29 protein-coding genes and 1 pseudogene are annotated in these 26721 nt (G+C 52.7%); 25 read left to right on the top strand and 5 right to left on the bottom strand.

Annotation, left to right across the window (positions count from 1 at the left end; translation table 11 throughout):
* The first annotated feature begins 171 nt into the window (after window positions 1–171).
* The 13 genes from MNU25_RS16315 to MNU25_RS16255 all read left to right on the top strand — a co-directional run bounded on the left by MNU25_RS16315 (window position 172) and on the right by MNU25_RS16255 (window position 11492).
* Complete coding sequence (locus MNU25_RS16315) at window positions 172–861, top strand: ribonuclease HII (RefSeq protein WP_372503574.1); 690 nt, start codon at window positions 172–174, stop codon at window positions 859–861.
* Between the two features lie 78 nt (window positions 862–939).
* Window positions 940–1296 (top strand): NADH-quinone oxidoreductase subunit A, encoded by a 357-nt coding sequence (locus MNU25_RS16310; RefSeq protein WP_047829633.1) that lies wholly within the window; start codon window positions 940–942, stop codon window positions 1294–1296.
* A complete protein-coding gene (locus tag MNU25_RS16305) occupies window positions 1287–1808 on the top strand; it encodes an NADH-quinone oxidoreductase subunit B (RefSeq protein ID WP_240986033.1) in 522 nt (173 codons plus the stop codon). The genes MNU25_RS16310 and MNU25_RS16305 overlap by 10 nt, the downstream gene beginning before the upstream one ends.
* Entirely contained in the window at window positions 1798–2289 is a 492-nt protein-coding gene (locus MNU25_RS16300) for an NADH-quinone oxidoreductase subunit C (protein WP_240986032.1), read from the top strand. The genes MNU25_RS16305 and MNU25_RS16300 overlap by 11 nt, the downstream gene beginning before the upstream one ends.
* Before the next feature lie 12 nt (window positions 2290–2301).
* The gene (locus MNU25_RS16295; RefSeq protein WP_240986031.1) at window positions 2302–3405 is read left to right on the top strand and encodes an NADH-quinone oxidoreductase subunit D; all 1104 of its coding nucleotides are present in this window, start codon (window positions 2302–2304) and stop codon (window positions 3403–3405) included.
* Between the two features lie 40 nt (window positions 3406–3445).
* Entirely contained in the window at window positions 3446–4501 is a 1056-nt protein-coding gene (nuoH, locus tag MNU25_RS16290; RefSeq protein ID WP_240986030.1) for an NADH-quinone oxidoreductase subunit NuoH, read from the top strand.
* 4 nt (window positions 4502–4505) lie between these two features.
* Window positions 4506–4916: a NuoI/complex I 23 kDa subunit family protein gene (locus MNU25_RS16285; RefSeq protein ID WP_240986029.1), complete on the top strand. Its 411-nt coding sequence runs from the start codon at window positions 4506–4508 to the stop codon at window positions 4914–4916.
* Window positions 4913–5416: an NADH-quinone oxidoreductase subunit J family protein gene (locus tag MNU25_RS16280; RefSeq protein WP_240986028.1), complete on the top strand. Its 504-nt coding sequence runs from the start codon at window positions 4913–4915 to the stop codon at window positions 5414–5416. The genes MNU25_RS16285 and MNU25_RS16280 overlap by 4 nt, the downstream gene beginning before the upstream one ends.
* Complete coding sequence (gene nuoK / locus MNU25_RS16275; protein WP_240986027.1) at window positions 5413–5736, top strand: NADH-quinone oxidoreductase subunit NuoK; 324 nt, start codon at window positions 5413–5415, stop codon at window positions 5734–5736. The genes MNU25_RS16280 and nuoK overlap by 4 nt, the downstream gene beginning before the upstream one ends.
* A gap of 21 nt (window positions 5737–5757) precedes the next feature.
* Window positions 5758–7734, top strand: a complete 1977-nt coding sequence (gene nuoL, locus MNU25_RS16270; protein WP_277350694.1) for an NADH-quinone oxidoreductase subunit L — start codon at window positions 5758–5760, stop codon at window positions 7732–7734.
* Entirely contained in the window at window positions 7734–9287 is a 1554-nt protein-coding gene (locus tag MNU25_RS16265; RefSeq protein ID WP_240986025.1) for a complex I subunit 4 family protein, read from the top strand. Before nuoL ends, MNU25_RS16265 begins: the two co-directional genes overlap by 1 nt.
* A gap of 2 nt (window positions 9288–9289) precedes the next feature.
* The gene (locus MNU25_RS16260; protein WP_240986024.1) at window positions 9290–10732 is read left to right on the top strand and encodes an NADH-quinone oxidoreductase subunit N; all 1443 of its coding nucleotides are present in this window, start codon (window positions 9290–9292) and stop codon (window positions 10730–10732) included.
* Between the two features lie 394 nt (window positions 10733–11126).
* Window positions 11127–11492: a hypothetical protein gene (locus MNU25_RS16255; RefSeq protein ID WP_240986023.1), complete on the top strand. Its 366-nt coding sequence runs from the start codon at window positions 11127–11129 to the stop codon at window positions 11490–11492.
* A gap of 244 nt (window positions 11493–11736) precedes the next feature.
* On the opposite strand, the gene MNU25_RS16250 is transcribed toward MNU25_RS16255, so the two are convergent.
* The 3 genes from MNU25_RS16250 to MNU25_RS16240 form a co-directional block, all read right to left on the bottom strand.
* Window positions 11737–12720 carry a slipin family protein gene (locus tag MNU25_RS16250; protein WP_240986022.1) on the bottom strand — a complete coding sequence of 328 codons (984 nt, stop codon included), beginning with the start codon at window positions 12718–12720 and terminating at the stop codon, window positions 11737–11739.
* Window positions 12721–12839: 119 nt separating this feature from the next.
* Window positions 12840–13292 carry a DUF3887 domain-containing protein gene (locus tag MNU25_RS16245; RefSeq protein WP_240986021.1) on the bottom strand — a complete coding sequence of 151 codons (453 nt, stop codon included), beginning with the start codon at window positions 13290–13292 and terminating at the stop codon, window positions 12840–12842.
* A gap of 110 nt (window positions 13293–13402) precedes the next feature.
* On the bottom strand, window positions 13403–14140 hold the full coding sequence (locus tag MNU25_RS16240) for a YhfC family intramembrane metalloprotease (RefSeq protein ID WP_240986020.1): 738 nt from the start codon (window positions 14138–14140) through the stop codon (window positions 13403–13405).
* Between the two features lie 402 nt (window positions 14141–14542).
* On the opposite strand from MNU25_RS16240, the gene MNU25_RS16235 reads away from it, so the two are divergent.
* From MNU25_RS16235 to MNU25_RS16210, 6 genes are all read left to right on the top strand, one after another.
* Window positions 14543–14929 carry a GntR family transcriptional regulator gene (locus tag MNU25_RS16235; RefSeq protein WP_240986019.1) on the top strand — a complete coding sequence of 129 codons (387 nt, stop codon included), beginning with the start codon at window positions 14543–14545 and terminating at the stop codon, window positions 14927–14929.
* On the top strand, window positions 14926–15624 hold the full coding sequence (locus tag MNU25_RS16230; RefSeq protein ID WP_240986018.1) for an ABC transporter ATP-binding protein: 699 nt from the start codon (window positions 14926–14928) through the stop codon (window positions 15622–15624). Before MNU25_RS16235 ends, MNU25_RS16230 begins: the two co-directional genes overlap by 4 nt.
* On the top strand, window positions 15621–16376 hold the full coding sequence (locus tag MNU25_RS16225; protein ID WP_240986017.1) for an ABC-2 transporter permease: 756 nt from the start codon (window positions 15621–15623) through the stop codon (window positions 16374–16376). Before MNU25_RS16230 ends, MNU25_RS16225 begins: the two co-directional genes overlap by 4 nt.
* 319 nt (window positions 16377–16695) lie before the next feature.
* On the top strand, window positions 16696–17754 hold the full coding sequence (locus MNU25_RS16220; protein WP_240986016.1) for an ABC transporter ATP-binding protein: 1059 nt from the start codon (window positions 16696–16698) through the stop codon (window positions 17752–17754).
* 160 nt (window positions 17755–17914) lie between these two features.
* Window positions 17915–19012 carry an ABC transporter permease gene (locus MNU25_RS16215; RefSeq protein WP_240986015.1) on the top strand — a complete coding sequence of 366 codons (1098 nt, stop codon included), beginning with the start codon at window positions 17915–17917 and terminating at the stop codon, window positions 19010–19012.
* 436 nt (window positions 19013–19448) lie between these two features.
* Window positions 19449–20702, top strand: coding sequence for an IS110 family RNA-guided transposase (locus tag MNU25_RS16210; protein ID WP_240984875.1), 1254 nt, complete (start codon window positions 19449–19451; stop codon window positions 20700–20702).
* Window positions 20703–20838: 136 nt separating this feature from the next.
* Here the strand turns inward: MNU25_RS16210 and MNU25_RS16205 are convergent, their stop codons facing one another.
* The gene (locus MNU25_RS16205; RefSeq protein ID WP_240986014.1) at window positions 20839–21099 is read right to left on the bottom strand and encodes a hypothetical protein; all 261 of its coding nucleotides are present in this window, start codon (window positions 21097–21099) and stop codon (window positions 20839–20841) included.
* A gap of 561 nt (window positions 21100–21660) precedes the next feature.
* Window positions 21661–22914, bottom strand: a complete 1254-nt coding sequence (locus MNU25_RS16200; protein WP_240984875.1) for an IS110 family RNA-guided transposase — start codon at window positions 22912–22914, stop codon at window positions 21661–21663.
* A gap of 307 nt (window positions 22915–23221) precedes the next feature.
* Here MNU25_RS16200 and MNU25_RS16195 point away from each other — a divergent pair, with 307 nt between their 5' ends.
* From MNU25_RS16195 to MNU25_RS16170, 6 genes and pseudogenes are all read left to right on the top strand, one after another.
* Window positions 23222–23911, top strand: a complete 690-nt coding sequence (locus tag MNU25_RS16195; protein ID WP_240986013.1) for an aspartate/glutamate racemase family protein — start codon at window positions 23222–23224, stop codon at window positions 23909–23911.
* Window positions 23912–24108: 197 nt separating this feature from the next.
* Window positions 24109–24615: a GNAT family N-acetyltransferase gene (locus MNU25_RS16190; protein WP_240986012.1), complete on the top strand. Its 507-nt coding sequence runs from the start codon at window positions 24109–24111 to the stop codon at window positions 24613–24615.
* 175 nt (window positions 24616–24790) lie between these two features.
* Window positions 24791–25000 carry a hypothetical protein gene (locus MNU25_RS16185; protein ID WP_240986011.1) on the top strand — a complete coding sequence of 70 codons (210 nt, stop codon included), beginning with the start codon at window positions 24791–24793 and terminating at the stop codon, window positions 24998–25000.
* Between the two features lie 67 nt (window positions 25001–25067).
* Window positions 25068–25244, top strand: a pseudogene (locus MNU25_RS16180) (VanW family protein); the annotation flags it as partial.
* Between the two features lie 317 nt (window positions 25245–25561).
* Window positions 25562–25744, top strand: a complete 183-nt coding sequence (locus tag MNU25_RS16175) for a sensor histidine kinase (RefSeq protein WP_240986010.1) — start codon at window positions 25562–25564, stop codon at window positions 25742–25744.
* A gap of 91 nt (window positions 25745–25835) precedes the next feature.
* Window positions 25836–26717: a MurR/RpiR family transcriptional regulator gene (locus MNU25_RS16170; protein ID WP_240986009.1), complete on the top strand. Its 882-nt coding sequence runs from the start codon at window positions 25836–25838 to the stop codon at window positions 26715–26717.
* The last annotated feature ends 4 nt before the right edge of the window (window positions 26718–26721 follow it).

The following is a 26721-nucleotide window of genomic DNA, read 5'->3' as shown; positions in this document are numbered from 1 at the left end:
TCCCGAAATGGCGCGGGAAAAAAGGAAGTCGGGGGTCTGTGTCGAAATGACTAGGGGGGAGTCCGGCTTGGAAACGATAGCGCGCTTGAGCGTCCCGGCGCCTGTCCGTCTTAGGGCGGAGGGGCCCGGCCGGCGGCCGCTGAACGGTTGCCTGAGAGAGAAGCGTGCGCTGTGGTGAAGGATTCGGAGAAGCGCCGGATCATGCGCTCGGTGGCACAAGAGGCGGAAGAGGTCCGGATCAAGGGACTCCTGCAAGTCGAGGAGAGCCTTTGGCGAGAGGGCTTTCTCCTGGTGGCCGGCCTTGATGAGGCGGGGCGGGGGCCGCTGGCGGGTCCGGTTTTCGCGGCGGCCTGTGTTCTTCCGGCGCGTTTTCAGCTGCCCGGACTCAACGATTCAAAATTGCTCAATGCCGGGAAAAGAGAGGCCCTGTTTCCTCTGATCCAAGAGCAGGCCTTGGCCTGGGCTGTGGCCGAAGCCAGTGTGGCGGAAATTGACTCCTTGAATATTTTACAAGCGACAAAATTGGCCATGGTGCGGGCGGTGAACGCCCTGAGAGTGAAGCCTCATTACCTTTTAATCGACGCCTTGGAGCTGCCCTTGGCGCTGCCCCAGCGCGCGTTGATAGGGGGAGACCGCTTGAGCGCGAGTATTGCGGCGGCATCGATTCTGGCTAAGGTGGAACGGGACAAACTCATGGAGCGGCTGGACGCGCTTTATCCGGGATATGGTTTTGTCCGGCATAAAGGGTATGGGACCAGGGAGCACTTGCAAGCCCTGCAAGACTTGGGCCCGTGTCCGGCACACCGCCGCAGTTTTGCACCGGTCCGCACCCGGGCAGGCGGGAAAACTGAATTCATTTGACGCGATCCTGGGATTGTGGCAAAATGAGTTTGGCTTATATAAAAGATAAAAATATGGAATGAAGGGAGGGTAAAGGAGATGTCTGATAATTTTGCTGCCGTAGGGGTTTTGTTGATTTTCGCGATTGCACTGCCGCTAATCATGATGGCCGTTCCCAAATTGATTGCTCCGAATAAGCCCAATAAGGAGAAGCTGACGCCGTATGAATGCGGAAACGAAACCATCGGCAGGACCTGGATCGGCTTCAAGAGCAACTATTTCCTGTATGCACTCGTGTTTACCGCTTTTGACGTGGAAACGGTTTTTCTGTATCCGTGGGCTCTGACATTCCGTAAACTGGGGACCTTTGCGTTCGTGGAAATGTTTGTCTTTATCGCCATTCTCTTGGTCGGTTTCTGGTATGCTTGGAAGGAAGGTGCTTTGGAGTGGATGTAGCAAAAGAAAAAGAGCTCCGCGAGGCCGAATTGCTGGTGGAAAAGAATGTCCTTGTCACCACAATCGACAAAGTGCTCAACTGGGCTCGGGGGCACTCCTTCTGGCCGGTCACCTTTGGCTTGGCTTGCTGCGCGATTGAAATGATGGCGACGGGGGATTCGCGTTATGATATTTCGCGTTTTGGCTGGGAAGTTTTCCGGGCTTCACCGCGTCAGGCCGATCTGATGATCGTGGCGGGGACCTGCACCCGGAAAATGGCGCCTCTCTTGCGGCGGATCTATGATCAGATGCCGGAGCCCAAGTGGGTGATCGCCATGGGCAGCTGTGCCTCGGCCGGCGGGCCTTTTATCGATTCCTATGCTATGCTCCCCGGAGTGGACAAGGTGGTGCCGGTGGATGTCTATATCCCCGGGTGTCCTCCGCGTCCGGAGTCTTTGCTATACGGGATTTTGCAGCTTCAGCAAAAGGTTGCCAATCCCGCCAAGGTGAGGTTGATGCAACATGGGAAATAAAGAGATTTTGCGGCAGCGTGTCGAAGAACTGGCCGCTAAGGTAAGCGGTGAAGTGGAAGAACTGAGCGGTGTCCTGATCCTAAAGGTTAAAGGAGCATACCTCTCCGAGACCCTGAGCGCCGCGAAAAGCTTCCCGGATGTGCCTTGTGATTTTCTCCACGATATGACAGCCCTCGATTTGAAGGATCATTTTGAAGTTGTTTATCAGCTCTCGAGTTTGCACGGCCCGCAACGCCTGCGCGTCAAGGGAACGGTCGACCGCGAGCACCCGGTGGTCAACAGTGTGACCCGTCTGTGGCGGGGGGCCAATTTCCTGGAACGGGAGGCCTATGATATGTTTGGCATTGAGTTTAAAGGTCACCCGAATCTTAAGCGCATTTACCTCTGGGACGATTTTGAGGGCTACCCGCTGCGCAAAGACTACGTGACCGAGAGTTTAGAGGAACGTTCGGTGGTCTTGCCACTGAAAAAAGGGGAATAGGAGGGAGAAACCATGGGATTGGAACGCACCGAAGAACTGTCTTTGAACATGGGCCCTCAGCACCCCAGCATGCACGGTGTTTTCCGGATGGTCGTTACATTTGACGGTGAAGTGATTACGAAGATCGAGCCCAAAGTGGGTTATTTGCACCGGGGCTTGGAGAAGTTGGCTGAGAGCCGGACTTACACGCAGTTCATTCCCTATACGGATCGCTTGGACTATCTATCCGCCCCGCACAATAATATGGCTTATGTGCAGACGGTGGAGAAGTTGATGGGGGTTCAGCTGCCGGAGAGAGCCGAGTACTTAAGAGTGATCTTCGCCGAATTGGCCCGCATTGCCAGCCATTTGGTCTTCATCGCCAGCACCGCCTTGGACATGGCGGGTTGGACGGCCTGGACCTACTGCTTTAGGGACCGGGAAAGGATTTTGGATCTGTTCGAAATGAGCGCCGGCAGCCGTCTGACGGTTAACGCCATGCGCATTGGGGGGTTCAACCGGGATGTGCCGCCTGAATTTTGGCCGGCTTTGAAGTCGTTCTTGGATGACCTGCCGGAAATGATGGAAGAGTACTTCGGCATCTTTTACGGCAACGAAATTGTGATGGCCCGCTTGAAAAGTGTGGGTATCCTGCCCAAAGAATTGGCTGAGAACCTGTCCATCACGGGGCCGGTCTTGCGCGCTTCCGGCGTTCAGTACGATGTGCGCAAAGCTGAGCCTTACGGGATTTATGATCGCTTTGATTTTGAGGTGCCGGTACGCTATGGCTGCGACTCTTATGATCGCACCTTGCTGCGTCTGGACGAGATCAGGGAAAGCGGCAAGATTTTGCGCCAAGCCATGCGGGACATTCCGGAGGGCCCGGTGACGGCTAAGGTTTCCAAGATTATTAAGCCGCCGGCCGGTGAGGTCTACCACCGGGTGGAGAATCCCAAAGGGGAATTGGGCTTCTATATTGTCAGCGACGGCTCACCTAAGCCGGCGCGCGTGCGCATTCGCTCCGGCACTTTTATCAACATCCAGATGCTGCCGATTGTGGCTCTGGGGTGGAAGATCCAGGATTTGATCGCGATCTTTGCTACCTTGGACGCGGTGCTGGGAGAAGTGGACAAGTAGGAAATTTACTGGTGGGAAATTCCCATGAGGGGAGAATGAAATGAACGCTTTGAATCAACTGCCCCTGAATATAGCGGCTGCCATCCGTTCATTGTTTGGGGATCCCCATTCTATCTGGGCAGATTTGACAATGGACATAATCAGTATCATTTTGGTCATTGTTCTGATTGTATTGGCAGCGCTGATTCTCATTTTGCTCGAACGCAAGGTGGCCGGCTGGACTTCACAAAGGCCGGGTCCCAACCGTCTCGGTCCGCACGGCTGGTTTCAAACGATTGCCGATGCCTTGAAGCTGATGGGGAAAGAAGATGTCACTCCGGCGGGAGCTGATCGGCTGATGTTTAAGATCGCCCCCATGATTATGTTTGCTCTGCCGATGATGACCTTGGCCGTTATTCCCTATGGTCACGGGATGGCGCCGATTCGTCTCAATTTAGGAATAGTCTATTATCTGGCTATTTCCGCGGTTTCGACTTTAGCTCTCCTGATGGCGGGCTGGAGTTCCAACAACAAATACTCCCTGCTCGGAGGCATGCGGGCGGTGGCCCAGATGATCAGCTATGAAATTCCTTTGGTATTCTCGCTTTTGGGTGTGGTGATGATTACGCAGACGTTCAACCTGTCTCAAATCGTGGCGGATCAGCATACCATACCGTTCATCGTCCTGCAGCCGCTGGCTTTTGTCGTCTACCTCATTGCCGGGGTGGCCGAGGTCAACCGCGCTCCCTTTGATTTGGTAGAAGCGGACCAGGAAGTCGTCGCCGGCCCTTTTACGGAGTATACCGGCTTGCGCTGGGGCTTGTTTTTCTTAGGTGAGTACGGGAACATGACGGCGGTCGCCGCTTTGACCACGACCATGTTTTTGGGCGGCTGGCAAGGGCCGGCCATACTTCCCGGTTATGTCTGGTTTTTCCTGAAAGTGGGCATCATCATTTTTTTCCAGATGTGGGTACGCTGGACTTTCCCCCGCATTCGGATTGACCACCTGATGGGGCTGGCTTGGAAAGTCCTCTTGCCGCTTTCGATTCTCAATATCTTCTTAACGGGTGTGGGCATTTATATTTACCAGCTCATCGTCCCGCGGATTGGAGGGTAAGCGAGTGTTTGGTAAAGGGTTGTTTACCGGGTTGGGTATCACGCTGAAGAGGATGCTGGGCCCGAATATCACGGAGTTCTACCCGGAAGAAATGCCGAATCTCCCTCCCCGGACGCGCAGTTCCATGGGACTCGATCCCGAGAAGTGTATTTCGTGCAACATGTGTGCCAATGCCTGTCCCAACAAAGTGATTACCATTACCAGTGAGAAAGGGGAAAGCAATAAGAAAGTTCTCAAGTCTTACCGGATGGATGTGGGCCGCTGCCTGTTCTGCGGGCTCTGTACGGAAGCGTGTCCGACCGGGGCTTTGCATGTTACGCAGCAGTTTGAAAATGCCATCTACGAAGCGGACGAACTCAAGTGGGACATGATCGAAAGGGCCGGCAAGTCACGTGGGAGGGGGGAACAGGCATGAGTACCGTCGTCTTCTTTATTTTTGCCATACTGGCGGTGGCATCCGCCTGGGGAGTTGTGACCTCGAAAAACATTGTGCACAGCGCCTTCTTTCTGGCCTTGACCTTTGTGGGCGTGGCGGCTCTCTATGTCCTTCTGAACGCTGACTTCATCGCCGCCGTACAAATACTCGTCTACACGGGCGCTGTCTCGATCATGGTCGTTTTCGCGGTTATGCTCACTTTGCGGGGAGATGTCCGGGAAAGCAGCGAGGAAAACCGTAAGTGGGGCTGGGGTCTATTTACGGCCGGTCTCCTGTTCGTGGTGATCGCGCTCGTGATCCTGACGAACACGGACTGGCGGATTCTGGCGGGTCCCTGGACGGTGCAAAATACGGCGGCCTCATTATCCAAGCTGCTCTTAACCAGTTACATGATTCCGTTTGAGGCTTCTGCGATTCTTCTGACCATTGCTCTCATCGGAGCCGTGATCCTGGCGAAGGGAGTGAAAGAGGACAAATGAACTTCAACTTAAGTGTGGGGCTTTCCACTTATCTTTTGGTTGGGGCCATGCTATTCTGCCTGGGTTTGTACGGGGTGTTTGTCAAGAAGAACATCGTCGCGGTTCTCATGTCGATTGAGCTGATGCTCAATGCGGTGAATCTGAATTTTGTGGCCTTCAACCGTTTCCTCGCTGTCAGCAGTGTGGTGGGGCAGGTGGCGGCTCTCTTTGTCATCGTTTTGGCGGCTGCCGAGGTGGCGGTCGGTCTGGCTCTGGTTATTGCCATTTACAGGACCAGGCATACGACGAACACGGATGAGTTCAATTGGCTGAAATGGTAACGGAGTCTATGGAGAAGGTAGGTGTTCACGGAAATGCATTCGCTGTATGAGTGGGCTTGGGTAATCCCGGCCTTGCCCTTTTTATCGTTTCTCCTGATTGCTTTTGTCACGAAACGTTCAAAGGGCCTGTCTGCCGCAGTCTCGATTCTGGCCATACTCTGCGCCTTCGGTCTGGCCATCGCTATTGCCGTTGGGGTCATAGGATCCGGGTCGGAAATCGTCAAGCACCCGGTCATCACCAGTATCAACTGGCTCGATATAAGCGGTTTGAAGTTGAACTTCGGCACCGTCGTCGATCCTTTAAGTACGATGATGCTCTTCGTCGTGGGTCTGGTGGCTTCGATGGTGCAGATTTACTCAGTCGGGTACATGCATGGGGATCGGGGCTGGTCCCGTTACTTTGCCTATCAATCCCTGTTTGCCATGTCCATGCTGGGACTGGTCATTGCTACGAATCTCTTGGAACTCTTCATCTTCTGGGAATTGGTTGGGCTTTGTTCCTATCTCCTGATTGGTTTCTGGTATCACAAGGTTTCCGCCCGCGAAGCGGCCAAGAAGGCTTTTATGACCACAAGGGTGGGAGATTTTGGGCTTTTGCTCGGTATTCTCTTCCTCTACGGCAAATACGGGACGCTGGATTTCGTCCATCTGGCGGCGCTCATGAACGGCACAGCTCAGGGTTTCGCCTTGGCGGGCGGGGTCGGGTACATCACCTTAACCGCTTTTTTGCTCTTCGTGGGCCCGATTGGCAAGTCCGGCCAGTTCCCGCTGCATGTCTGGCTGCCGGATGCCATGGAAGGTCCGACTCCCGTGTCGGCCCTTATCCACGCGGCCACCATGGTCGTGGCCGGGGTTTTCCTGGTGGCGCGGATTTATTTCATCTTTCAGCATGCCGCGCCGGGGGCTTTGGAATTCGTGGCCGGGCTGGGGGCGTTTACCGCTATCTTTGCCGCCACGATTGCCATTGCCCAGGATGACATTAAGAGGATTCTCGCTTATTCAACTCTGAGCCAACTGGGATATATGATGTTTGCCCTGGGTGTGGGTTCGCTGACAGCTTCCATGTTTCACCTTATGACCCACGCTTTTTTCAAAGCCCTGATGTTCCTGGGAGCCGGTTCAGTCATCCACGCCCTGCATGAGAAACAAAATATCTGGGATATGGGCGGTCTCTGGAAGAAAATGCCGATCACCGGGACGACGTTCGCCATCGGGGTCTTGGCTATCTCCGGAATTCCGCCTTTCGCCGGTTTCTGGTCCAAAGACGAGATTCTCTCCGCGGCCTTGCAGAACGGCCATCCCATTATTTATGCGGTGGGTCTCTTCACGGCGTTCCTGACGGCGTTCTATATGGGCCGACTTTTCTTCGTCGCTTTCATGGGGCCGGAGAAGAAGGAAAACCACCCGCATGAATCCCCTTATTGGATGACGGTGCCCCTGATTGTCCTGGCGTTCTTCAGTACGGTCGGAGGCCTGGTCGCCTTGCCTTACCACAATTTCGCCTACTACGTACGAAACTACGTCTCCGTTAACGGGGTGGTCAGCTTAGAAGCCTTTGCGCACGAGGGTATGGCCTGGGGCTTGGCGGGTATCTCCGTGCTTTTCGGTCTGGCCGGTCTCGTCTTGGCCTATATGACCTATGTCACCGAGACCATCAAGGCCGAAGCGGTCGCGGCCAGGTTCCCGGGAGTGTACAAACTGCTCAAGAACAAATACTATATCGACGAAATTTACCTCTGGCTCATCCACAACATCATGGACGGTGTGGGCAAGGTGTTGTACTGGTTTGATATCCACATCATCGACGGAGTTATCAACGGGCTGGCCCTGGTGACCCGGGGTGGAGCAGGCGGTCTGCGCCGGGTGCATACGGGACAGTTGCAGACTTACGCTTTGGTGTTCTTCCTGGCGGTCGTCGTGGTTTTTCTGGCTTATACGATGGGCACCGGCCAGGTTTCGGCCCTTAATCCGTTAGCAATGCTGGGAGGTGTGAAATAATGCCTGCGACTGCTGTTCAGGGTGCGCTCGCACAATCCCCGCTTTTGCTTTTCATTTTGTTGGCTCCGGTAGCGGCGGCTTTGATTATCGTGTTCCTGCCCAAAGAGGAGACCAAGATGATCAAGATCGTAGCGGCGATGGGGACCTTTGTGGCGCTGGCACTCTCGCTCTACCTTTTCTTTGCCTACAACCGGGTGGCAGGAGGAGCCCAGTTCACGCTGACTATCCCCTGGACGAAGGATTTGGGGGTTAACCTCGCTTTCGGAGTGGATGGGATCAGCCTGCCGATGCTGCTCCTGACGAACTTGATCGGGTTTTCGGCGGTTTACTCTTCCTGGAATGTGGACAAACGCGTAAAAGAGTTCTTCGTCCTTCTGCTCATTCTGATCACCGGGGTGATGGGGACCTTTGTGGCGCGTGATTTGTTCATTTTCTTCCTCTTCTATGAGATCGTGGTCATCCCGATTTACATCATGGTGATCATCTGGGGAAGTACGAAGCGGGTTACGAAAGAGTATGCGGGTATGAAGCTGACTATCTACTTACTTATCGGTTCCGCCTTTCTCCTGGTCGGGCTGATTATGCTCTACCTCCGGGCAGGCTCGCAAGGGCATCCCACCTTCATGTTCGATCAGTTGGCCCAGCGTCAGTATTTGTACGGGCCTAATTTCCAAAAGCTCGTTTTCGGGCTCCTGCTCTTTGGCTTCGGGACGTTGATTTCCATGTTTCCGTTCCATTCCTGGTCGCCTGACGGTTATGCCGGGGCCCCCACCGCGGTCAGTATGATTCACGCCGGGGTCTTAAAGAAGATCGGAGGCTATGGGCTGATTCGTTTGGGCTTGATGGTGCTCCCGATCGGGGCGAAGTTTTGGGCGCCGCTCATTGCGGTGCTGGCAGTCAGCGGTGTGCTCTATGCTGCCTTTATCGCTCTGGCGCAGAAGGACCTCAAGTACGTCATCGGGTATTCTTCCGTGAGCCACATGGGTTACGTCATGCTGGCCATCGCGGCCATGAACACGACGAGCATCAATGGGGCAGTGGCTATGATGTTTGCCCACGGGGTCATGTCAGCCCTCTTCTTCTCTATGATCGGCTTTATCTACGAGAAGTCCCATACCCGCAACATTGCCGACCTGGGAGGACTGGCCCATCAGATGCCCCGCTTGGCTACCGGGTTCCTGCTGGCGGGAATGGCTTCCCTTGGCCTCCCGAGCACGATCAACTTTATCTCAGAATTCACCATATTTATGGGAACCATCAAGGTCTTTCCGGTTTTGGCGGTTCTGGGGATCGCGGGGATCATTTTTACCGCGGTCTACACCTTACGGGTCATTGCCAATGTCCTTTTTGGACCGCGCCGTCCGGAATGGGATCATCTGAAGGATCTGCACGGTCCGGAGTTGGTGCCCCTGGTGGTATTTGTCCTGGTGATTTTCGCGGCGGGAGTGATTCCCAACTTGGTCTTCGGCTTGGTTAACTCCGGGGTCATCTCCACGGGCCTGGCGAAGGTTTTCGAAACGCTGGGTCAGGTGCAGATTGGAGGGTTGTTCTAACCATGGTGAGTACAGACTTCTTAGCTATCACACCGGAAATAGCGGTCGCTGTCTTGGCCCTCCTGCTTGTGGCGGTTGCGCTTCTTTTGCCGCAGGGGGCCCGCAAAGGGCTTGTTCCCTTGAACGTCTTTGGTTTGTTGGGCATCCTGGCCTACACCGTCTATGATTTTTTCTTTGGCAAGATGGGTCCGGTTTTCCGGGGGATGTATTATCACGATCAATTTGCCGATTTCTTCAAGATCCTTTTCTTGACGGCGGCGATTCTGGTTATTCTTTCCTCCAGGGAGTACATTGGGAAATGGCCTGCCTACCGAGGAAATTTCTACGCTCTCCTGACGGCGGCCATCCTGGGTATGATGATCATGGCCAGTAGCGCGGATTTGCTGACCTTCTATGTCGGCTTGGAGCTCATGACCATCACCTTTTATATCCTGGTGGGGTATTTGCCCCATGACGGGCGCTCTTCGGAGGCGGGGATCAAGTACCTGGTTCTGGGTGCCTCATCCTCTGCCATCTTGCTCTACGGGATCAGTTTCATCTACGGCCTTACCGGTTCCACCCAGCTCAGCGGGATCGGAGCGCAGCTGGGGAGTTCTCTGACCCCGCCTATCATTCTGGCGACGGTTTTTCTTCTGGCAGGTTTGGGCTTCAAGATCTCTTTGGTTCCTTTCCACATGTGGGCACCGGATATCTATGAGGGCGCTCCGACTCCGGTTACGGCTTTCCTGGCGGTGGCTTCCAAGGCCGCGGCTTTCGCCGCCGTGATCCGGATCTACTTGGTAACGCTGGAGCACCAGTCGTTCGTCCAGACAGGGGTGGCCTTGCTCTTAATTCTGGCGGCTTTGACGATGATCGTGGGCAATCTGGTGGCCATACCCCAGAAGAACATCAAGCGCCTCTTGGCCTTTTCCAGTATCGCGCAAGCGGGCTACTTGATGGTGGGCGTGATTGCAGAATCCGTGGCCGGGGTGAAAGGGGTTCTCTTCTACGCCATGATCTACGTCTTTGCCAACATGGGTGCTTTTGCAGTGGCTACCTATGTCGGCCAGGCTCAGGGGAGTGACGAAATCCGGGATTATGCCGGACTTGCGCGCCGTTCTCCTTTGGCGGCGGCGGTCATGACGGCCTCAGTGCTCTCTCTGGCCGGTATTCCGCCCTTGGCTGGGTTCGTGGGCAAGTTCTATCTCTTCTCAGCGGTCATACACCAGGGTTACACCTGGATCGCTTATGTCGGGTTCGTCATGAGCATGGTGTCCGTGTACTATTATCTGTCCGTCGTCAAGGTGATGTACCTGGGGGAAGGAGCGGATTTGCCGGACATCCCGGTGCATGGAGCCGCGAAATTCACCATGGTCTTCACTATGCTTATCACCTTGTTTATAGGGCTTTATCCCACGCCCCTGGCTCAGATGGCTATATCGGCAGCGACGAGTTTGGTCAAATAGGGAGAGGATGTCAGGAAGAAGACGTTAGACAGCGGGTAGTTGTGCGAATGGATGTAAAGACCCAGCATTAACATTGGTCATGTGAATCTACGAGTTTTGGCAGTTCTCGGCTTAATGCACTAAAAACTGCTCCCCATTTTGGGGTGGCAATCGGCGGACGATGTCCGGAAACTCGTGAAGTCGGAATATTCCAGCGGCAAATGTGTCCGTGCTCCCCTGCAGGGTGGGAATAACTCCCACTTGTGGAAGTGGGGCGGGAGTCTCAGGAGTGGAAGTGGGAGTCTAACAAGTGGATCCAGATCAATTAACAGCGGAATTCGCCGAGTTTCCCCTTGGATTGTCCTATGGGTAATGCTATAATCGGCCTGCGAGATTGAATATGAGGAGGGCCGTGATGGACAATGAGAAGTTTCAAGACCTGATGCTTGAACAGTTAGGCATAGTTCTCAGTAAGCTAAGCGGCATGGAATCTGAGCTTACCGAAGTAAAATCAGATGTGGGGACTCTGAAATCAGATGTGGGGACTCTGAAATCAGAGCTGAATGAAGTTAAACAATCACAAGTGCGCATGGAGACGGAGTTCGGGAAGAAGCTGGATGTCCTTTTTTACGATTGGCGTGAAACTCAGAAACAGTTTAATGAAAGAGTAGAAACTGAGCTCAAGATTTTAGGCACCAAAGTTGAGGCACTTCAGATGGAATCATCGAAACACGATCGTCAGATCAAGGAACTCTACCTTGTCAAAGCAGCCAAAGAGTGAACAAGATGAACAGAGAAAACCTGGCCGGCGCCTGAGGCGGCTGACGCAAGTTTTCTTATCCTGCGGGAGACTTATACTTTCCGATAGGACGAGCAAAGCTCTCCCACCAATTGACGTGGGAGAGCTTTTTGGGCTTGCCGAACACATAAAATCTAGGAGTACACGAGTGCTAGCGCGACTTCGGCTAGGGCTTCGGCTTGGGCTTGGGCTTCTGCCTCTGCCCGATTGCTCCCAGCCTGTTTTTTTATGGCTTAGCTGCATTGGGGTTACCCGTCGCATTCACGCCGGCGCTGCCGGTCGCGTTTGTACTCGCGTTGGCCGCATTGATGTTCACCCCGGCTTTGGCCGCCAGACTCGTCAGACCGGCCACGCTCCCCAGACCCATAGTCTCGACCACAGAGGAAGGTACGATAACCATGGCCCCTTTTTCTTTGATCCCTTCGTAAAGAATGTTCATCGCCCGCAGGTGCAGAGCCACCGGATTGTTTTCATAGGACTTGGCCGCTTCGGCAAACTTGGTCGCAATCTCCGTTTCCGCCGTGCCCAGGATGATCCTCGCCCTGCGCTCGCGTTCCGCCTGAGCCTCCCGGCTCATGGCGTCCTGCAGGGCCGAAGGTAGGATCACATCCCTGATTTCCACGGCATTGACATTGACCCCCCAAGGAGAGGTGCGTTTGTCGATGGCTTCTTTCAGTTCCCGGTCTATTCGCTCCCGATCTGAAAGCATCTCCGCCAAGTTCGTCCGGCCGATCACATCCCTGAGGGCCGTCTGCGCCGCCCAAAAAACCGCATCCCGGTACTGGGCGACTTCGAGCGCCGCCTTCTTGGCATCCACCACGGTCCAGAACAAAACTGCGTCCACATCCACCGGAACCGTGTCTTTGGTCAAAGTCTGTTCCGCATTAAAACCCGTTGTAATGGTGCGGTGATCAATCCAGTTGGCTACGGACTCCAGGACCGGGAGGACAAAGAACAGGCCAGGGCCAGCCAGGCGGCTAAATTTGCCCAGACGGAGAATCACCGCCTTCTCCCACTGGTTCGCCACTTTGACTCCATAACCGACCAGAATAGCCACGACAATGCCGACCGCGATCCAGCCGTACCAGCCGGTCAACCACCAGAGCAAAACGCCGGCCAGGATGACGAGCACTGCGAGGAGCATGGACACCGAACTCGGTCCCCGGAAATCAAAACTGGGCATAGGCACATTCGGCCTCTGTACGGACATAGACAAACCGCCTCTCTAGTTTTACCTATAGTTTATAGTCTACCACAAATGCCTGAGAAAATAACTCGCTGCCGAGATAGCACATGGCAAACCGCAAACCCGTGGGGCGACGGCGCTTGTTACTTCTGAAGGTTAGGGGAACTGAAGTACAAGCCTTCCACAACTTTCTTACCCCCGCTGTCGCCAAGGGTCAGGGTGATCAATACACCTTTCGGTTCCTTCGAATACTTGGCCTTGTAGACGACAATGGTAAACGTCTTGTTATCCTTTTCTTTTGTCGTGGCACCGCTGAAAGTCTTGCTTTCATAATTCCCTACCTTCGAATTCAGCATCGAGACCAAGGCATCGAACTTCCCTTGGGGCAAACCATTTTTCATCGCGCTGCCGAAGTCCTGGCTGAATTGAGCGTAATTCTTGTCCTTAATACCGGCTAACATGTGATCCAGTATGGGGCCGGCATAGCTCACACTTGACTCGGATATTTTTTGACTGCCGCAACCCGTTAACAGAGATCCAAGCATGATTATGACGACCGTCATAATCATGGCCCTCTTTAAACCTTTTCTGTTCATTTTAGCCCTCCCTTTTTAGAAATATTTAACTTCACTGACTACGCTTAAGTTGTCACAGCCAAAAAAGGCCGAAATTCCGGGCACCGCTGAAGGTTTTCAGAGGAGTCGTCTCAGACCGGCCCCTCCTTCACGGCCAAGATGGCCCTGAATCTCACAGTCAGCCATAAGGCAAAGGCAGCGAACACCGCCACATAACCCTCACTGGCCCAAACCTGTCCCCGCTGGCTGAGCAGGACCACGACAGGGCTGTCGATCAAAGCGTGGAACAGGATTGCATAGAAAAGGTACCTTAGCTTTTTGGTTTTGACGGCGTACAGGACCAGCATAGTCATACCTATGTGCGCGCTAATGGCCATGACCCTTTCCAAACCCGCCACCAGAAAGAGATAGGGCGGGGTCTGGCCGAGAAAATTAATCGGCCGTCCGGACATAAAGTTGTAAAGTAACCCGACATAGTTCAAGCCCACTAATAGCAGGGCCTCTGCCCCTCCATGCCCTAAACCGAACACTACTCCGTTTGCCCAAGTCAGCCTCTTTTTCAGGAAAAACCTAAGAGCGATGAACCTGCTGAGTTCCTCAAAAATGCCGGCACTTAATCCGAGCAAGGCCAAGAACAGCAGAGTATTCGATTGGCTAAACAAGACAAACCAGGCCTTGTAGCCCAACCACTTGAGAAGGGGCAGTCGCAGCAGGGGCTGAGCCACCGTGAAGGCGGCCGCACCCAAGAAGAGAGCCCGCCAATTGGCCTTGTATTTCTTCACCATGACAGCCGCCAGCAGAGTGGGAGCCAAAATGCAAATAAATGCGGTGATAAACATGAAAAGTACCGACACGCCGACAGCCTTCACGGTTTTCCCCTCCTCCGGAGAAAATGTCCCCGAACCATGTCCCTGTGAGCTTATGCGGCGGCGTGTCACGGGGACGCGTTGCGGGAAATCCTGCGTTCCCGCGCTAAAGCCGCCTCATTCGATGATTCGACAACAATCTAAATAACTATTTTCCAAAAGTATAGTCCCTGCCTTGCCCAAAGTCAAGTAGCCCTAACCAACTTCCCAACCAACTTAGAGAAGATTTTTAACCGAAACGAGTTGACGCGTCTTTAATTGCCCGGAAATTTAAGGCAGGAGCATTACCAAAAACAGGCTCGAACCATTCCCTGAAAAAACAGGCAATCCCCTTGACTTATGTGTATTAACATCTATAATACACTTTAGACAGTTGAATTGCGGGGGAATTGCGAGGGAAGTCATATGGAACCCATCCAGGTGGCCGGTATAACCTTCCGGCTTGATCCGGGCAAGCCGCTTTACGAACAAATTGTCGATCAAGTGCAGGGTGCCCTGGCTCGCGGCGATGTGAAACTCAACGAACGCTTACCCTCGGTGCGGGAATTGGCTCAGCTCTTGAAGGTCAATCCCAACACCGTCATGCGAGCTTACCAGGACTTGGAAAGGGGCGGTTTACTGATGACCTACCGGGGACAGGGTACTTTTATCACCGACAAGCCCCAACCGGTTGAACGGCTTAAGCAAGACCTTGCTTACCGGGCGGTGGCACATTTGGTGAATGAGATGCGCCGCTTGGGTTTTTCACGGGAGCAGGCCCTGGCTTTGCTTCAGGAGGTGAAATGGTCATGAGTTCAGTGCTGGAACTAAAAGGGATTGAAAAGTCTTTTGGCGGGCATCCTGTTTTGAGGCAAGTGGAGTTTGCGCTGGAACCCGGCAAGGTCGTGGGACTCCTCGGCCCCAACGGAGCCGGAAAATCGACTCTGCTAAAAATTGCCGTGGGACTGCTTATGCCCGATGCCGGGCAAGTGAGAGTATTCGGCGAACCTCCTTCCTGGCAATCTTTGGCGCGAATTGCTTTCTTGCCTGACCGGGGACATTTTGCCCGGGGCCTGAAAGTCGAGGCGGCTTTGGCCATGGCGGCTCGGCTTTATGACCGCTTCGACCGCGGCTTGGCCGAGGCTGTTCTCAAGGATGCCCATCTCAGGCCGGGAACCCGCCTGTCCGAACTTTCACGCGGCCAGGAAGCCCGTTTGCACCTGGCCCTCTGTGTCGCCCGCCATCCCGAACTTCTCATCCTGGATGAACCCTTATCCGGCCTCGACATTTTGTCCCGGGAGGCCATGGTCGAAACCGTGATCGGGACAGTGAGCGACGAGGCCCCGGCCGTGCTCATCACTACCCACGACTTGGATGAGGTGGAAGGGCACTTTGATGAGGTCATCCTCCTCCAAGAAGGGAAAGTGGTACTGAAGGCAGAAGCGGAAAGTTTACGGGTTCGATATGGCTCCCTGCGCCAAATGTATAAGGAGGTGATGCAGCCATGACTTGGGGGGATTTGATTGCCTTTGAACAGGCGCGCCGGTCGGGACGGCGAATCAGAAGAAAATGGCTGCTCCCTTTCCTCGTTCTCTCCCTAGCCCTGATTGTCGTGCTGATTTTCGCCCTGGAAGGCTGGTTTCATCAGACCTATCTGGTCTGGCTCCCCCTCCTTGGTTTCCTCTACCTGGCCCCGGCGGCCGGCGCCGCCAGTATGGGCCACGAATGGAAAGAGGATACCTGGTACTGGTGGCTCTCCTTGCCGGTTCCGCGGGAAAAACTTCTTGCCGCGAAATTTCTTGGAATCTTAGGGCGCTTTGCGCGTATATGGCTGACACTCCTGGTCTTCGCGGCGGTTTCCATGGCCGCACTGGATGCCTCTCTCAAGCAGTGGTCCTGGAACCTATTCCAAGCTCAACTATGGTTCGGCAGCCAGGTCGGACTGCTGGGTCTCCTTATGGGCCCCCCGCTGATACCCCTGGGATTTCTGATGGGATCCATGCGGCGTCACGGCAAAGCTTCCTTCCTCATAGCACCGCTTTGGGCTTTGGTCATTCTGTTCATCAACATCCAGTTCAACCTTATCTCAGGCCTTTCGAAAATGGACCCAACACTAAAAGTCAGAACCGCATCCGCCGAAGCCATTACACCTCAGATCCTCTGGCATGCCTCTTGGCTGCCGGTTGAACTGGTCGCCGCTTATATCCTGGCGGGGATCATCTTCTACGGCTTGGTCCAATGGCTCAAACACCCGAAGTAGAGCCTTCATAGGCGGCTAAGCTGTCACGGTAAGCCCGGCTGGTCTAACCAGAAAGGGGTACTCAAACCCACGGAGATCAAAATCCGGCACGCTTTCGTACAAATCCTTAAGCATGGCCTTTGATGCCGGAAATCCATCAAGGTTTTCATCCAACCGTAAGACTCCCACTTCTACAAGTGGGAGTCTTACCCCGAGTTCACTCACTAAAATAGTATGGCCTTGCAGGTCCGGGGGAGGCCCTCGTGCTTTAGACCCGCGCCATGGGGACCATTATCGGTTTACGCAGGGAAATGCAACTACAAGCAAGGAGGATTAGCTCATGACTGACGCTGTATTGCTTAAGCAAACTGGAGAGGGTCTGGGTACCTTCACTCCCATAAAAGACGGGTTAACCGTGTCCAAGCTTTTAAACTCGACCCGGCCCAAATCCGAAACTCAAGCCGTTGTCAGTAAGGACTTGAGCAAAACGTACGGGCGCACTCAGGCCCTGGACAAGGTATCTATCCACGTCGCTCCCGGCAGCTTCTACGGCCTGCTGGGTCCGAACGGGGCGGGCAAAAGCACCCTGATGAAGTTGATGGTCGGAGTGCTGGCGCCCAGCGGGGGAAGCATAGAGGTTTTCGGGCACAAAGCGGGCAAGGGTGACGAAGTGCGCACAATGGTGGGCTATGTGCCTCAGGACGTTGCTCTCTACGGCAGCCTGACCGGAAAACAGAACCTGGAGTTTTTCGGCAGTATGTACGGTTTGAGAGGCCGGCCTCTGCAGCAAAGTATTGATGAAATACTGGAATTTATCGGCCTGACCGAAAAGGCCGGGGAAGCGGTGAAATCTTATTCCGGCGGCATGAAAAGACGGCTGAATATCGCCGCCGCTCTCCTGCACAAACCCCGCTTGCTCCTTTTGGACGAGCCGACGGTAGGCGTGGATCCCCATTCCCGCCAACGCATGTTTGAAATGCTCAAGCACCTTCAGGCACAGGGCGCCACCATCGTCTATTCCAGTCACTACATGGAGGAAGTGGAAGAGCTCTGCGACACAGTGGGGATTATTGACCATGGCCAACTCGTGGACCAGGATCCTCTGCCGGAACTGCTGGCCCGCTACGCCGGGCAGGAAGTCTATCTGGAGATCTCCCCGGACGGAACGGTCCCCCCAGACATTCCCGCCTGGTTGGCCTCCTGCTCGACCCGGTTGCGCTCCGTTCGTCCCCTGGGCAGCGGCTGGCTGGCTGAGGCTGAGAACAGGGCGGACCTTATGGCCGACATCTTGGCTGCGGCCCGGCAGAAAGCCCTGATTTTTCGCCGCTTGGAATTGGTCAAACCCTCCTTGGAGTCCGTTTTCCTGAAGCTGACCGGCACCTCTTTGCGGGATCAGTAAAAGCCCGCTGCCATTTATCAATCTTGAACAAACGAATCTTATTCTCAAAGAACGAATAGCGAGTGTGTAATTCTTGGCAAACGATTAAACCTTGGGCCTTCGCAAACTCAGGAATTGTTCCCTAGGCTAAGGGACACTCACTGTAGGGAGGTTGAACAAAATGATTGGAGCGGTCCTCATTAAGGAACTGCGGAAACTCGTACGAGAAAAAGGAAACTTTGTCTATCTTTTGCTCATGCCCATGGCATTTATGATCTTGTTTCATTTTCTGTTCGCTCAAGCGAGCGAGCGTTCCATCAAGGTCAACGTCTTGGACGCGGATCATTCTCCGATTTCCCGCCAACTTGTCCGCGTGATAGCTGCCACTCCCGGTTTCCAAGTCGCGGAGTTAAGCGGAAGTGCCAATTCTGCGGAACAGCAGGTGCAAAAAGGCAAACTGAGCAGCGTGGTCATCATTCCCCCGGGGTTCGCGGCCGACTTAGCCCGACATCAACCGGCAGTCATCGCCATCAAGTCCGGACCGCAAGCTTCCGCCTCCACCGGAGTGCTCGCCGGCATCCTGCAGCAAATCGCCTCCAAGCTCGCCGATCCGACCCGGCCGCCCAGCCCCGTCCGGGTGAAGCTGGAACAGGCGGCAGGTACGGTTTCCCCTTCCATTGCCACCCAGATCGTGCCGGGGTATACCGTTATGTTTGTCTTCTATATTATGATCACCATCCTGCGCAGCCTGTTTAAGGAAAGACAATCGGGCATTTTAGAGCGGGTTCGCACGACCCCCCTTAAGGCCTTCCAGTATATGCTGGGCATGTGGCTTCCCCAGGTGATCGCCGCCATGGTGCAGATTACAGCCCTCTTTGCCTTTGGACACTGGCTTTTGCAGTTACAACTCTATAATTACGGTCTCTTGTTCCTCTTGTCCCTGGCCCTCAGCCTCTGTGCCACGGCTTTGGGTATGATGCTGACCGTCCTGGTCGGTTCCGAGAACCAGGGCATGGCCTTGGTTCAGCTCGTTTCCCTGGGTGGAGCCGCCCTATCCGGTTTATGGGTGCCCCTCGACATGCTGCCGGCCGGCATGCAAACCCTGGCTCATTTCTTGCCCCAATATTGGGCCATGCAGGGCTATCAGACGCTGTTGTTTCATACCGGAAATCTGGGGACCCTCTGGCAAGGGATCGGTATCCTCACCGGGATAGCCCTGGTCGCTATCTTGATTGCCGCTACCCGTTATAACCGCTTCGCCAAAGCGGAGTCAATCTAGTTATAGTCAATTTAGCGCCCACGCTGAGAAACCGGATAGGGGGTTATGTGCTGATAAAAGATTGGGGATAGCAGTATCTGCTATCCCCTTCACAGTCATAATTCCTGTTCATGTGTAATTCCTGTTCATGTGTATAAATCCGCCTTTCTGCGAAAGGCACCGATGGGGTTATGAAACAAAAACCCATCATCCTTTCACTCTTTTTGTGCTATCCTCCTCTTGTAGGTCGCTGGTATACTACAGAACCCGAGGAGGTGAGTGGCGGGGCTGTATAGCGGCAACCCCGTATGTGTATATGGTGTCGGTCATCCGTTAAGGCATCAATGAATGGCGCAAAACAGTAGCCCGTAAACTTATCTCTTCCGAAGTTGACTCGATTTCGCCGGATGACCAGTCCCTGCCATCCCTACAAGTATTTTTGCTGGAGGTACTTCTTTTGTTCAAAATCTTTCGTAAAAACTGCTGTGGACTTGATGTCCACAAAACCTGGATCTATGCCTGCATCGGTATTACTGATACAAATGGCCGTACTGAGTATAAGCAAGCTCGCTTCTCTTCCTTTTCCAAGGGCCTTAGAGAGTTGGCTGATTGGCTTGCGAAATTCTCCTGTATCGAAGTTTGTATGGAATCTGCCGGCAAGTTTTGGATTCCCGTATTCAACATCCTTGAAAAAACCTGTTTTGTTACCCTGGCACATCCCAAGTACACAAAACCTCAAAAAGGAAACAAAACGGATCGCAAAGATGCCAAATGGATCTGTGACCTCTTTATGTGCGATATGATCAAACCCAGCTTTATCCCTTCTCCTGTAATCAGGCATCTCCGTGACCTGATGCGTTACCGCTTCAAGATCACAAATATGCTGACTGGCGAGAAGAACCGTGCCCAGAACTGCCTGACTGTTTCCAACTTAAAGCTTGATGATGTCTTCAGTGATGTCTTTGGAAAGTCTGCCAGATCTATCACTACCTACATACTTGACCATCCCGGTGAACCCTTTGATGTCGCTCCCTTTGTCAATGGACGCTGCAAAACCCCTATCGAAGAGATCCAGGATGCCGTTGATGGTGCGATTTCTCCCGAGCAGGCTGTCAAGCTGCGTCAATGTCTCGCACACATTGATGAACTTGAAAACCACAAAAGGGAAATCGAGCAGGAAATACTTTTACTTGTACAACCTTTTTCAGCCATTCTAGATTTACTTCGTACCATTCCCGGGCTCAATTCCAATCCGATGACTGCCATTGCCATTCTCTCTGAGATTGGTCCGGACATGTCCGTGTTTCCGTCATCTAAAAATCTTGTTTCCTGGGCTGGATGCTGTCCACGCAATGATCAAAGTGGAGGAAAAGTAAAATCCACCCGTATATCTCGTGCCGGCTGTTATTTGAAACCTCTTCTTGTTCAGGTTGCAAATGCACTTCTCAAGTCTAAGAAACACCCTGAATTCAAAGAGAAGTATCACAGAATCAAGACCCGCCGGGGTCACAAAAAGGCTATCATCGCTGTCTGCAAGATGCTCTTGACCGCTATCTGGAATATCTTGAATAAGCTGGAGCCATATACCCCCGAAGGCTTTCTGGAGCACCGCCCTGTCAATGAATCTAAGGTTCTTACAAAGGCGCAGGCTCTGGAACTTCTCAGGAAAAGAGGTTACACAATAACAGACGAATCTCCCGTAATCGTTTAATCCTAAAACTCCCAATGTTATTTTTTGCCATCCACAAAATGTGAATGGTTTGTTTGCTGTACGCTTTTTACTCCCTAGCCACTACCTCTTTGTTTCAAACTTAGATCCTCCGCTTGGCCCCAGTCCTAGTATTGTATTATTTCGGAAGCTTCAGCCTAAATTCCCGGCTCCTCCTGCTCGGGTCCGTTTTCCTCGGGATGTCGATGACTTCTCCGGAAATGTGTATTTCCGGCTCGGAGAATCTTTCCGTCCGCGTTTTTTTGAAGTAATGCCGATAGAGCCCATAGAGCGAAATCGCAACGATACCGGCAAGGATGAGCGTAAAGGAGAAAACGATTCCGCTTGCGATCAGGAACAGGACCACGATCGACCCTAAAATCCGATAGAACTTCGGCATACAGACGCTCCTTTCATTGACCTGTCGTCTTGCAAGTCTGCCTCGCTATGGATGCAATCACCTCATTATAACACAGACAGCCTTCGGTTGAAATCGAACGGTAGGCACCCCATCGACGTTCGGCTGACGCCAAGGTGGCCTGAACCCTAAACCGAGCTCTGTTCAAGTCCTGTCAAATTTCTGAACCGAAAGATTTTTCGTTCGCCGGTAATTGCCCATTTGGCAACAACTAAACCTGAAATTATGGGGCGGGAAAGGCACTGTAGGCCTGCCGCACGTCTGCTCGGGCCGCGGCTCATCGTCCCGTCAAGGGCTGTCCCGGGTGCCAGGCGGCGGGCAGCCGGATGTTTTGGGGAGAATGCCAAGTGGCAAAGTGCTGCTTTCGAAAGAGGATATTTACGCCTTTCTGAAGAAATAAGAAACTTAGGTGAAAATCGTCTGGAGAAAAACTGGAGGAAGAAGTTTGAAACAAAGAGGTAGTGGCTAGGGAGTAAAAAGCGTACAGCAAACAAACCATTCACATTTTGTGGATGGCAAAAAATAACATTGGGAGTTTTAGGATTAAACGATTACGGGAGATTCGTCTGTTATTGTGTAACCTCTTTTCCTGAGAAGTTCCAGAGCCTGCGCCTTTGTAAGAACCTTAGATTCATTGACAGGGCGGTGCTCCAGAAAGCCTTCGGGGGTATATGGCTCCAGCTTATTCAAGATATTCCAGATAGCGGTCAAGAGCATCTTGCAGACAGCGATGATAGCCTTTTTGTGACCCCGGCGGGTCTTGATTCTGTGATACTTCTCTTTGAATTCAGGGTGTTTCTTAGACTTGAGAAGTGCATTTGCAACCTGAACAAGAAGAGGTTTCAAATAACAGCCGGCACGAGATATACGGGTGGATTTTACTTTTCCTCCACTTTGATCATTGCGTGGACAGCATCCAGCCCAGGAAACAAGATTTTTAGATGACGGAAACACGGACATGTCCGGACCAATCTCAGAGAGAATGGCAATGGCAGTCATCGGATTGGAATTGAGCCCGGGAATGGTACGAAGTAAATCTAGAATGGCTGAAAAAGGTTGTACAAGTAAAAGTATTTCCTGCTCGATTTCCCTTTTGTGGTTTTCAAGTTCATCAATGTGTGCGAGACATTGACGCAGCTTGACAGCCTGCTCGGGAGAAATCGCACCATCAACGGCATCCTGGATCTCTTCGATAGGGGTTTTGCAGCGTCCATTGACAAAGGGAGCGACATCAAAGGGTTCACCGGGATGGTCAAGTATGTAGGTAGTGATAGATCTGGCAGACTTTCCAAAGACATCACTGAAGACATCATCAAGCTTTAAGTTGGAAACAGTCAGGCAGTTCTGGGCACGGTTCTTCTCGCCAGTCAGCATATTTGTGATCTTGAAGCGGTAACGCATCAGGTCACGGAGATGCCTGATTACAGGAGAAGGGATAAAGCTGGGTTTGATCATATCGCACATAAAGAGGTCACAGATCCATTTGGCATCTTTGCGATCCGTTTTGTTTCCTTTTTGAGGTTTTGTGTACTTGGGATGTGCCAGGGTAACAAAACAGGTTTTTTCAAGGATGTTGAATACGGGAATCCAAAACTTGCCGGCAGATTCCATACAAACTTCGATACAGGAGAATTTCGCAAGCCAATCAGCCAACTCTCTAAGGCCCTTGGAAAAGGAAGAGAAGCGAGCTTGCTTATACTCAGTACGGCCATTTGTATCAGTAATACCGATGCAGGCATAGATCCAGGTTTTGTGGACATCAAGTCCACAGCAGTTTTTACGAAAGATTTTGAACAAAAGAAGTACCTCCAGCAAAAATACTTGTAGGGATGGCAGGGACTGGTCATCCGGCGAAATCGAGTCAACTTCGGAAGAGATAAGTTTACGGGCTACTGTTTTGCGCCATTCATTGATGCCTTAACGGATGACCGACACCATATACACATACGGGGTTGCCGCTATACAGCCCCGCCACTCACCTCCTCGGGTTCTGTAGTATACCAGCGACCTACAAGAGGAGGATAGCACAAAAAGAGTGAAAGGATGATGGGTTTTTGTTTCATAACCCCATCGGTGCCTTTCGCAGAAAGGCGGATTTATACAGATGAAGACGATTGGCTTAATCGGAGGAATGAGTTGGGAGTCGTCCTTGGAATATTACCGCATCCTTAATGAGGAAGTGAAATGCCGACTGGGCGGTCTGCACTCGGCCAAGTGTATTCTGTACAGTGTGGATTTCGAAGAAATCGAGACCTGCCAGAGAAACGGGGAATGGGAGAAAGCGGGCCGGATCTTGGCTGATGCTGCCCGCAGTCTTGAAGCCGCCGGGGCGGATTTCTTGCTCATTTTGACGAATACCATGCACAAGGTCGCAACGGAAATTGAAGCGAGCGTCCGGATTCCTTTGCTTCATATTGCGGATATTACGGCCCGGCGCGTGCTTGCGGAGGGCAAAAAGACGGTAGGGCTCCTGGGAACGAAATACACCATGGAACAGGACTTCTACAGAGCGCGTCTTGAAGCTCAGGGCCTAAAGGTTCTGGTTCCGGAGGAAAGGGACCGGGGTTTTGTCAATACGGTCATTTTTCAGGAACTTTGCCTGGGACGTATTGTGGACGAATCAAGAGCAAAGTACCGAAGAATTATCTCAGATTTAATTGAACGAGGGGCTGACAGCATTGTTCTGGGCTGCACCGAAATCGGACTGTTGGTTAAGCGGGAGGACTCCAGTGTCCCGATATTCGATACCACGTTGCTTCACGCGCAAGGGGCAGTCGAATTTGCGCTTAGTTAGAAATTCCTGATATCCTTGCGTTAAAGACGAGGGAATCCGCTGTACCAAGGTTAGAGTTTCTTTGGAGTCGGTTGTCTGGGATAGGTTTGTCACACAGAGGGTTTGCGACATCGGGTGATTGCACTATGAGCTATAACCCGAGATCGTGAACCCTTAGATGTTAGAGACGCGGTGCCAGAACTGAGGAGGATGATGGAGTGAAAATTACGCTGAGAGAACTCACAAGAGAAGATCTTCCGAACGTCCAGGCTCTGCTCGAGAGATGTTCCGATTACCTCACGTTCGAGGACGAAGAGCCGGTTAGACCCGGTGCGGCTCTGGAACTGTTCAGTGAAAGGCCTGATGGCGTAGAGAAAAGTCACAAGGTGCTATTTGGCATAGCCAATGAAGCACAAGAATCGGTGGGTTTGTTTGACGTGCTCCGGGGCTATCCGGACCCGAAAACCTTGAATCTCGGCTTAATGCTGTTGGATCCGGCCAGCCGGGGAAAGGGGATCGGGGAAAAGGCCTATCTGGCTTTGGAAGAATGGATCATTTCACAGAAATTTGAGAAAATACGTTTGGGAGTTTTGGTCGGCGATTCAAGAGGACTTAGCTTTTGGAGAAAGATGGGATACAGGGAGACCGGAGAGGTCAAAGCGTATGTGAAGCAAAACAGAACTCTGTCCAGGGATATCCTCGTTCTGGAAAAAGAATTCGTTTAGGGTGACGCAGGAGGAAGGGAAATTCCTGACGGCTCTGAAGATGAGAGAAAAGTTTGCACAGGGGGTGGGTGCTGACGGAAAGCGGCCCGTCTTAAGGAAATATTTCTTCACGGGGGATTCTCGCTTGAGCGACGCCTTGAGTCCAGCGATGGGGCAGAGGAAAGGGGGGAAGTACATGCCTGTTTATCCCGGGTTTTTGACACCTCCAACATTGACGGTCTTGGCATATTTTCTGATGTCTCTGACACCTTGGGTCATAGTCTTAATCGTACTCATCTGGTTTATTCGCAAGATGAACAATATTGACAGGACATTAAAGGGAATTGTGGACAGCCTGAGCATGATGAAGAAGGAAGAAGAAGTTCAAGGAAAAGAGAGGGAGTGATGAGCTGGCTCTGAGATATAGTCCCTCAGCGCGCAGACCGACCGCCCGCTCCAAAATACGCCTTAGATATGAGGTCTATGAAAGCGAACACGCCATAACGCAGGAGTGGTGGGGAGAGTACGTCCGCCACAATGTGATCAAGCGCAAAGTCTGGGATGAGGGCGGCAGACAAATTGCGGATGAACGGATCACGGAGAACCATGCGACAATGATGTATGAACCTTTGTTAGAGAGCGGCGGGTAAGACAATGCCCCAATGCCAAAGGGGTTCTTATCAAGGGGGCGAAGCACACTTATCCCTGGGCTATGCCCGACACTTTGAACAGCCTGGTCAGAACGTGGTTCAGCGATCAGGATTTTGGACCGAATCTTTCACGATTAATCCTGTTTTGAGCGGATTGCCACCACTTGGCTCAGAGCGCAGTAGGAGTCGGTACCCTAGGGTAACCGCCCTTTTTTTTGCTATGCTATGACCTTTTGACGGACTGACGGACACAGTCCAAAATACTTCGCTCATGCCAGTCCAGATTAGAGTGGCCGCTAACAGGGAACGCACTTCAGTTGCCTGTTCCGGGTTTGATCCTGCAGCCGTTGGCGGAAAACGACTTTATCCACAGCATGAAAAACGTGACCCATAAAGGGCCGCTCAAAGTGCGCGTCGGCAAAGAAGGCGAATGGACGAGAGTTGAAGTGGGTGAAAACGGCCAGGGGATTTCGGAGAACCGGTTGAAAGAGTGTGGATGATGAAAATTTTTTACATTGATCGATGAAAGTTTTTTTATTATAATACTATTTAGATAGGGGACAAGGCCTAAGCGCTCCATGTTCTTAGAGAATGAAGAGAGGGGGGGCCGAGATCAAACAGGAGCATTACCCGGGCGAAGTTTTCAGCAGCCTCAAAGCCCTAAGCAACAAGTTTTCTATTACGGAGCAGCGGATTGCCAACTACTTGCTGGAACACCCGCACCAGTTTATCCGGCAATCCATTACGGAGGTAGCGGAGGCCTGCCGCTGCGCGGAGGCCAGCATTTTCCGCTTTTCCAAGCGCTTGGGGTTTGACGGATTCCAAGCTTTAAAGATCGCTTTGGCTTCGGCGGCCATCGAACCGACGGCGAACATTAAAGAAGATGTGGACGAGGAAGATTCTCTGGCTCTCATCGCGCGCAAGGTTTTCCGCGCCAACACGAACGCGATTGAAGATACCTTGCGGCTTTTGGATCCTGCCTCACTGGAACAGGCAGTAGAACTGCTCGCCCAAGCCAGGCGGGTCGAATTCTACGGCTGCGGAGGTTCCGCGGTGCTGGCGCTGGACGCTTACCATAAGTTTCTCCGGACCGGAATCCAGTGCAGTGCGGTAACGGACAGCCATCTTCAAGTTATGTCTGCCGTTTTGCTCAATGAAAAGGATTTAGTGGTGGCCATCTCCCACTCGGGGACAAACAAGGACGTCTATGAAGCGGTTAAAGAGGCGCGCGATCGGGGGGCCAAGGTGATCAGCGTGACGGACTACAACAAGACGCCCCTGGGCAAAATGTCTACGGTTTGTTTTGTCGCTTCCAGCGTGGAAAGCCAGTTTCGCACGGAGGCCATGGCGGCACGTTTTGCGCAGCTGAGCATCCTGGACACACTCTATGTCGGAGTGGCGATGAAGAGAGAACAAGAGACGCTGGAGAATCTCGCCCAAATTCGGCGTGTCATTGCGAAAAAGCGCTTTTAAATTA

It is taken from the genome of Acididesulfobacillus acetoxydans, assembly GCF_902729405.1.
In the GTDB taxonomy this organism is placed as follows: domain Bacteria; phylum Bacillota; class Desulfitobacteriia; order Desulfitobacteriales; family Desulfitobacteriaceae; genus Acididesulfobacillus; species Acididesulfobacillus acetoxydans.
The sequence above is the reverse complement of the archived record's forward strand: the minus strand, read 5'-3'. Positions and strand labels throughout refer to the sequence as shown.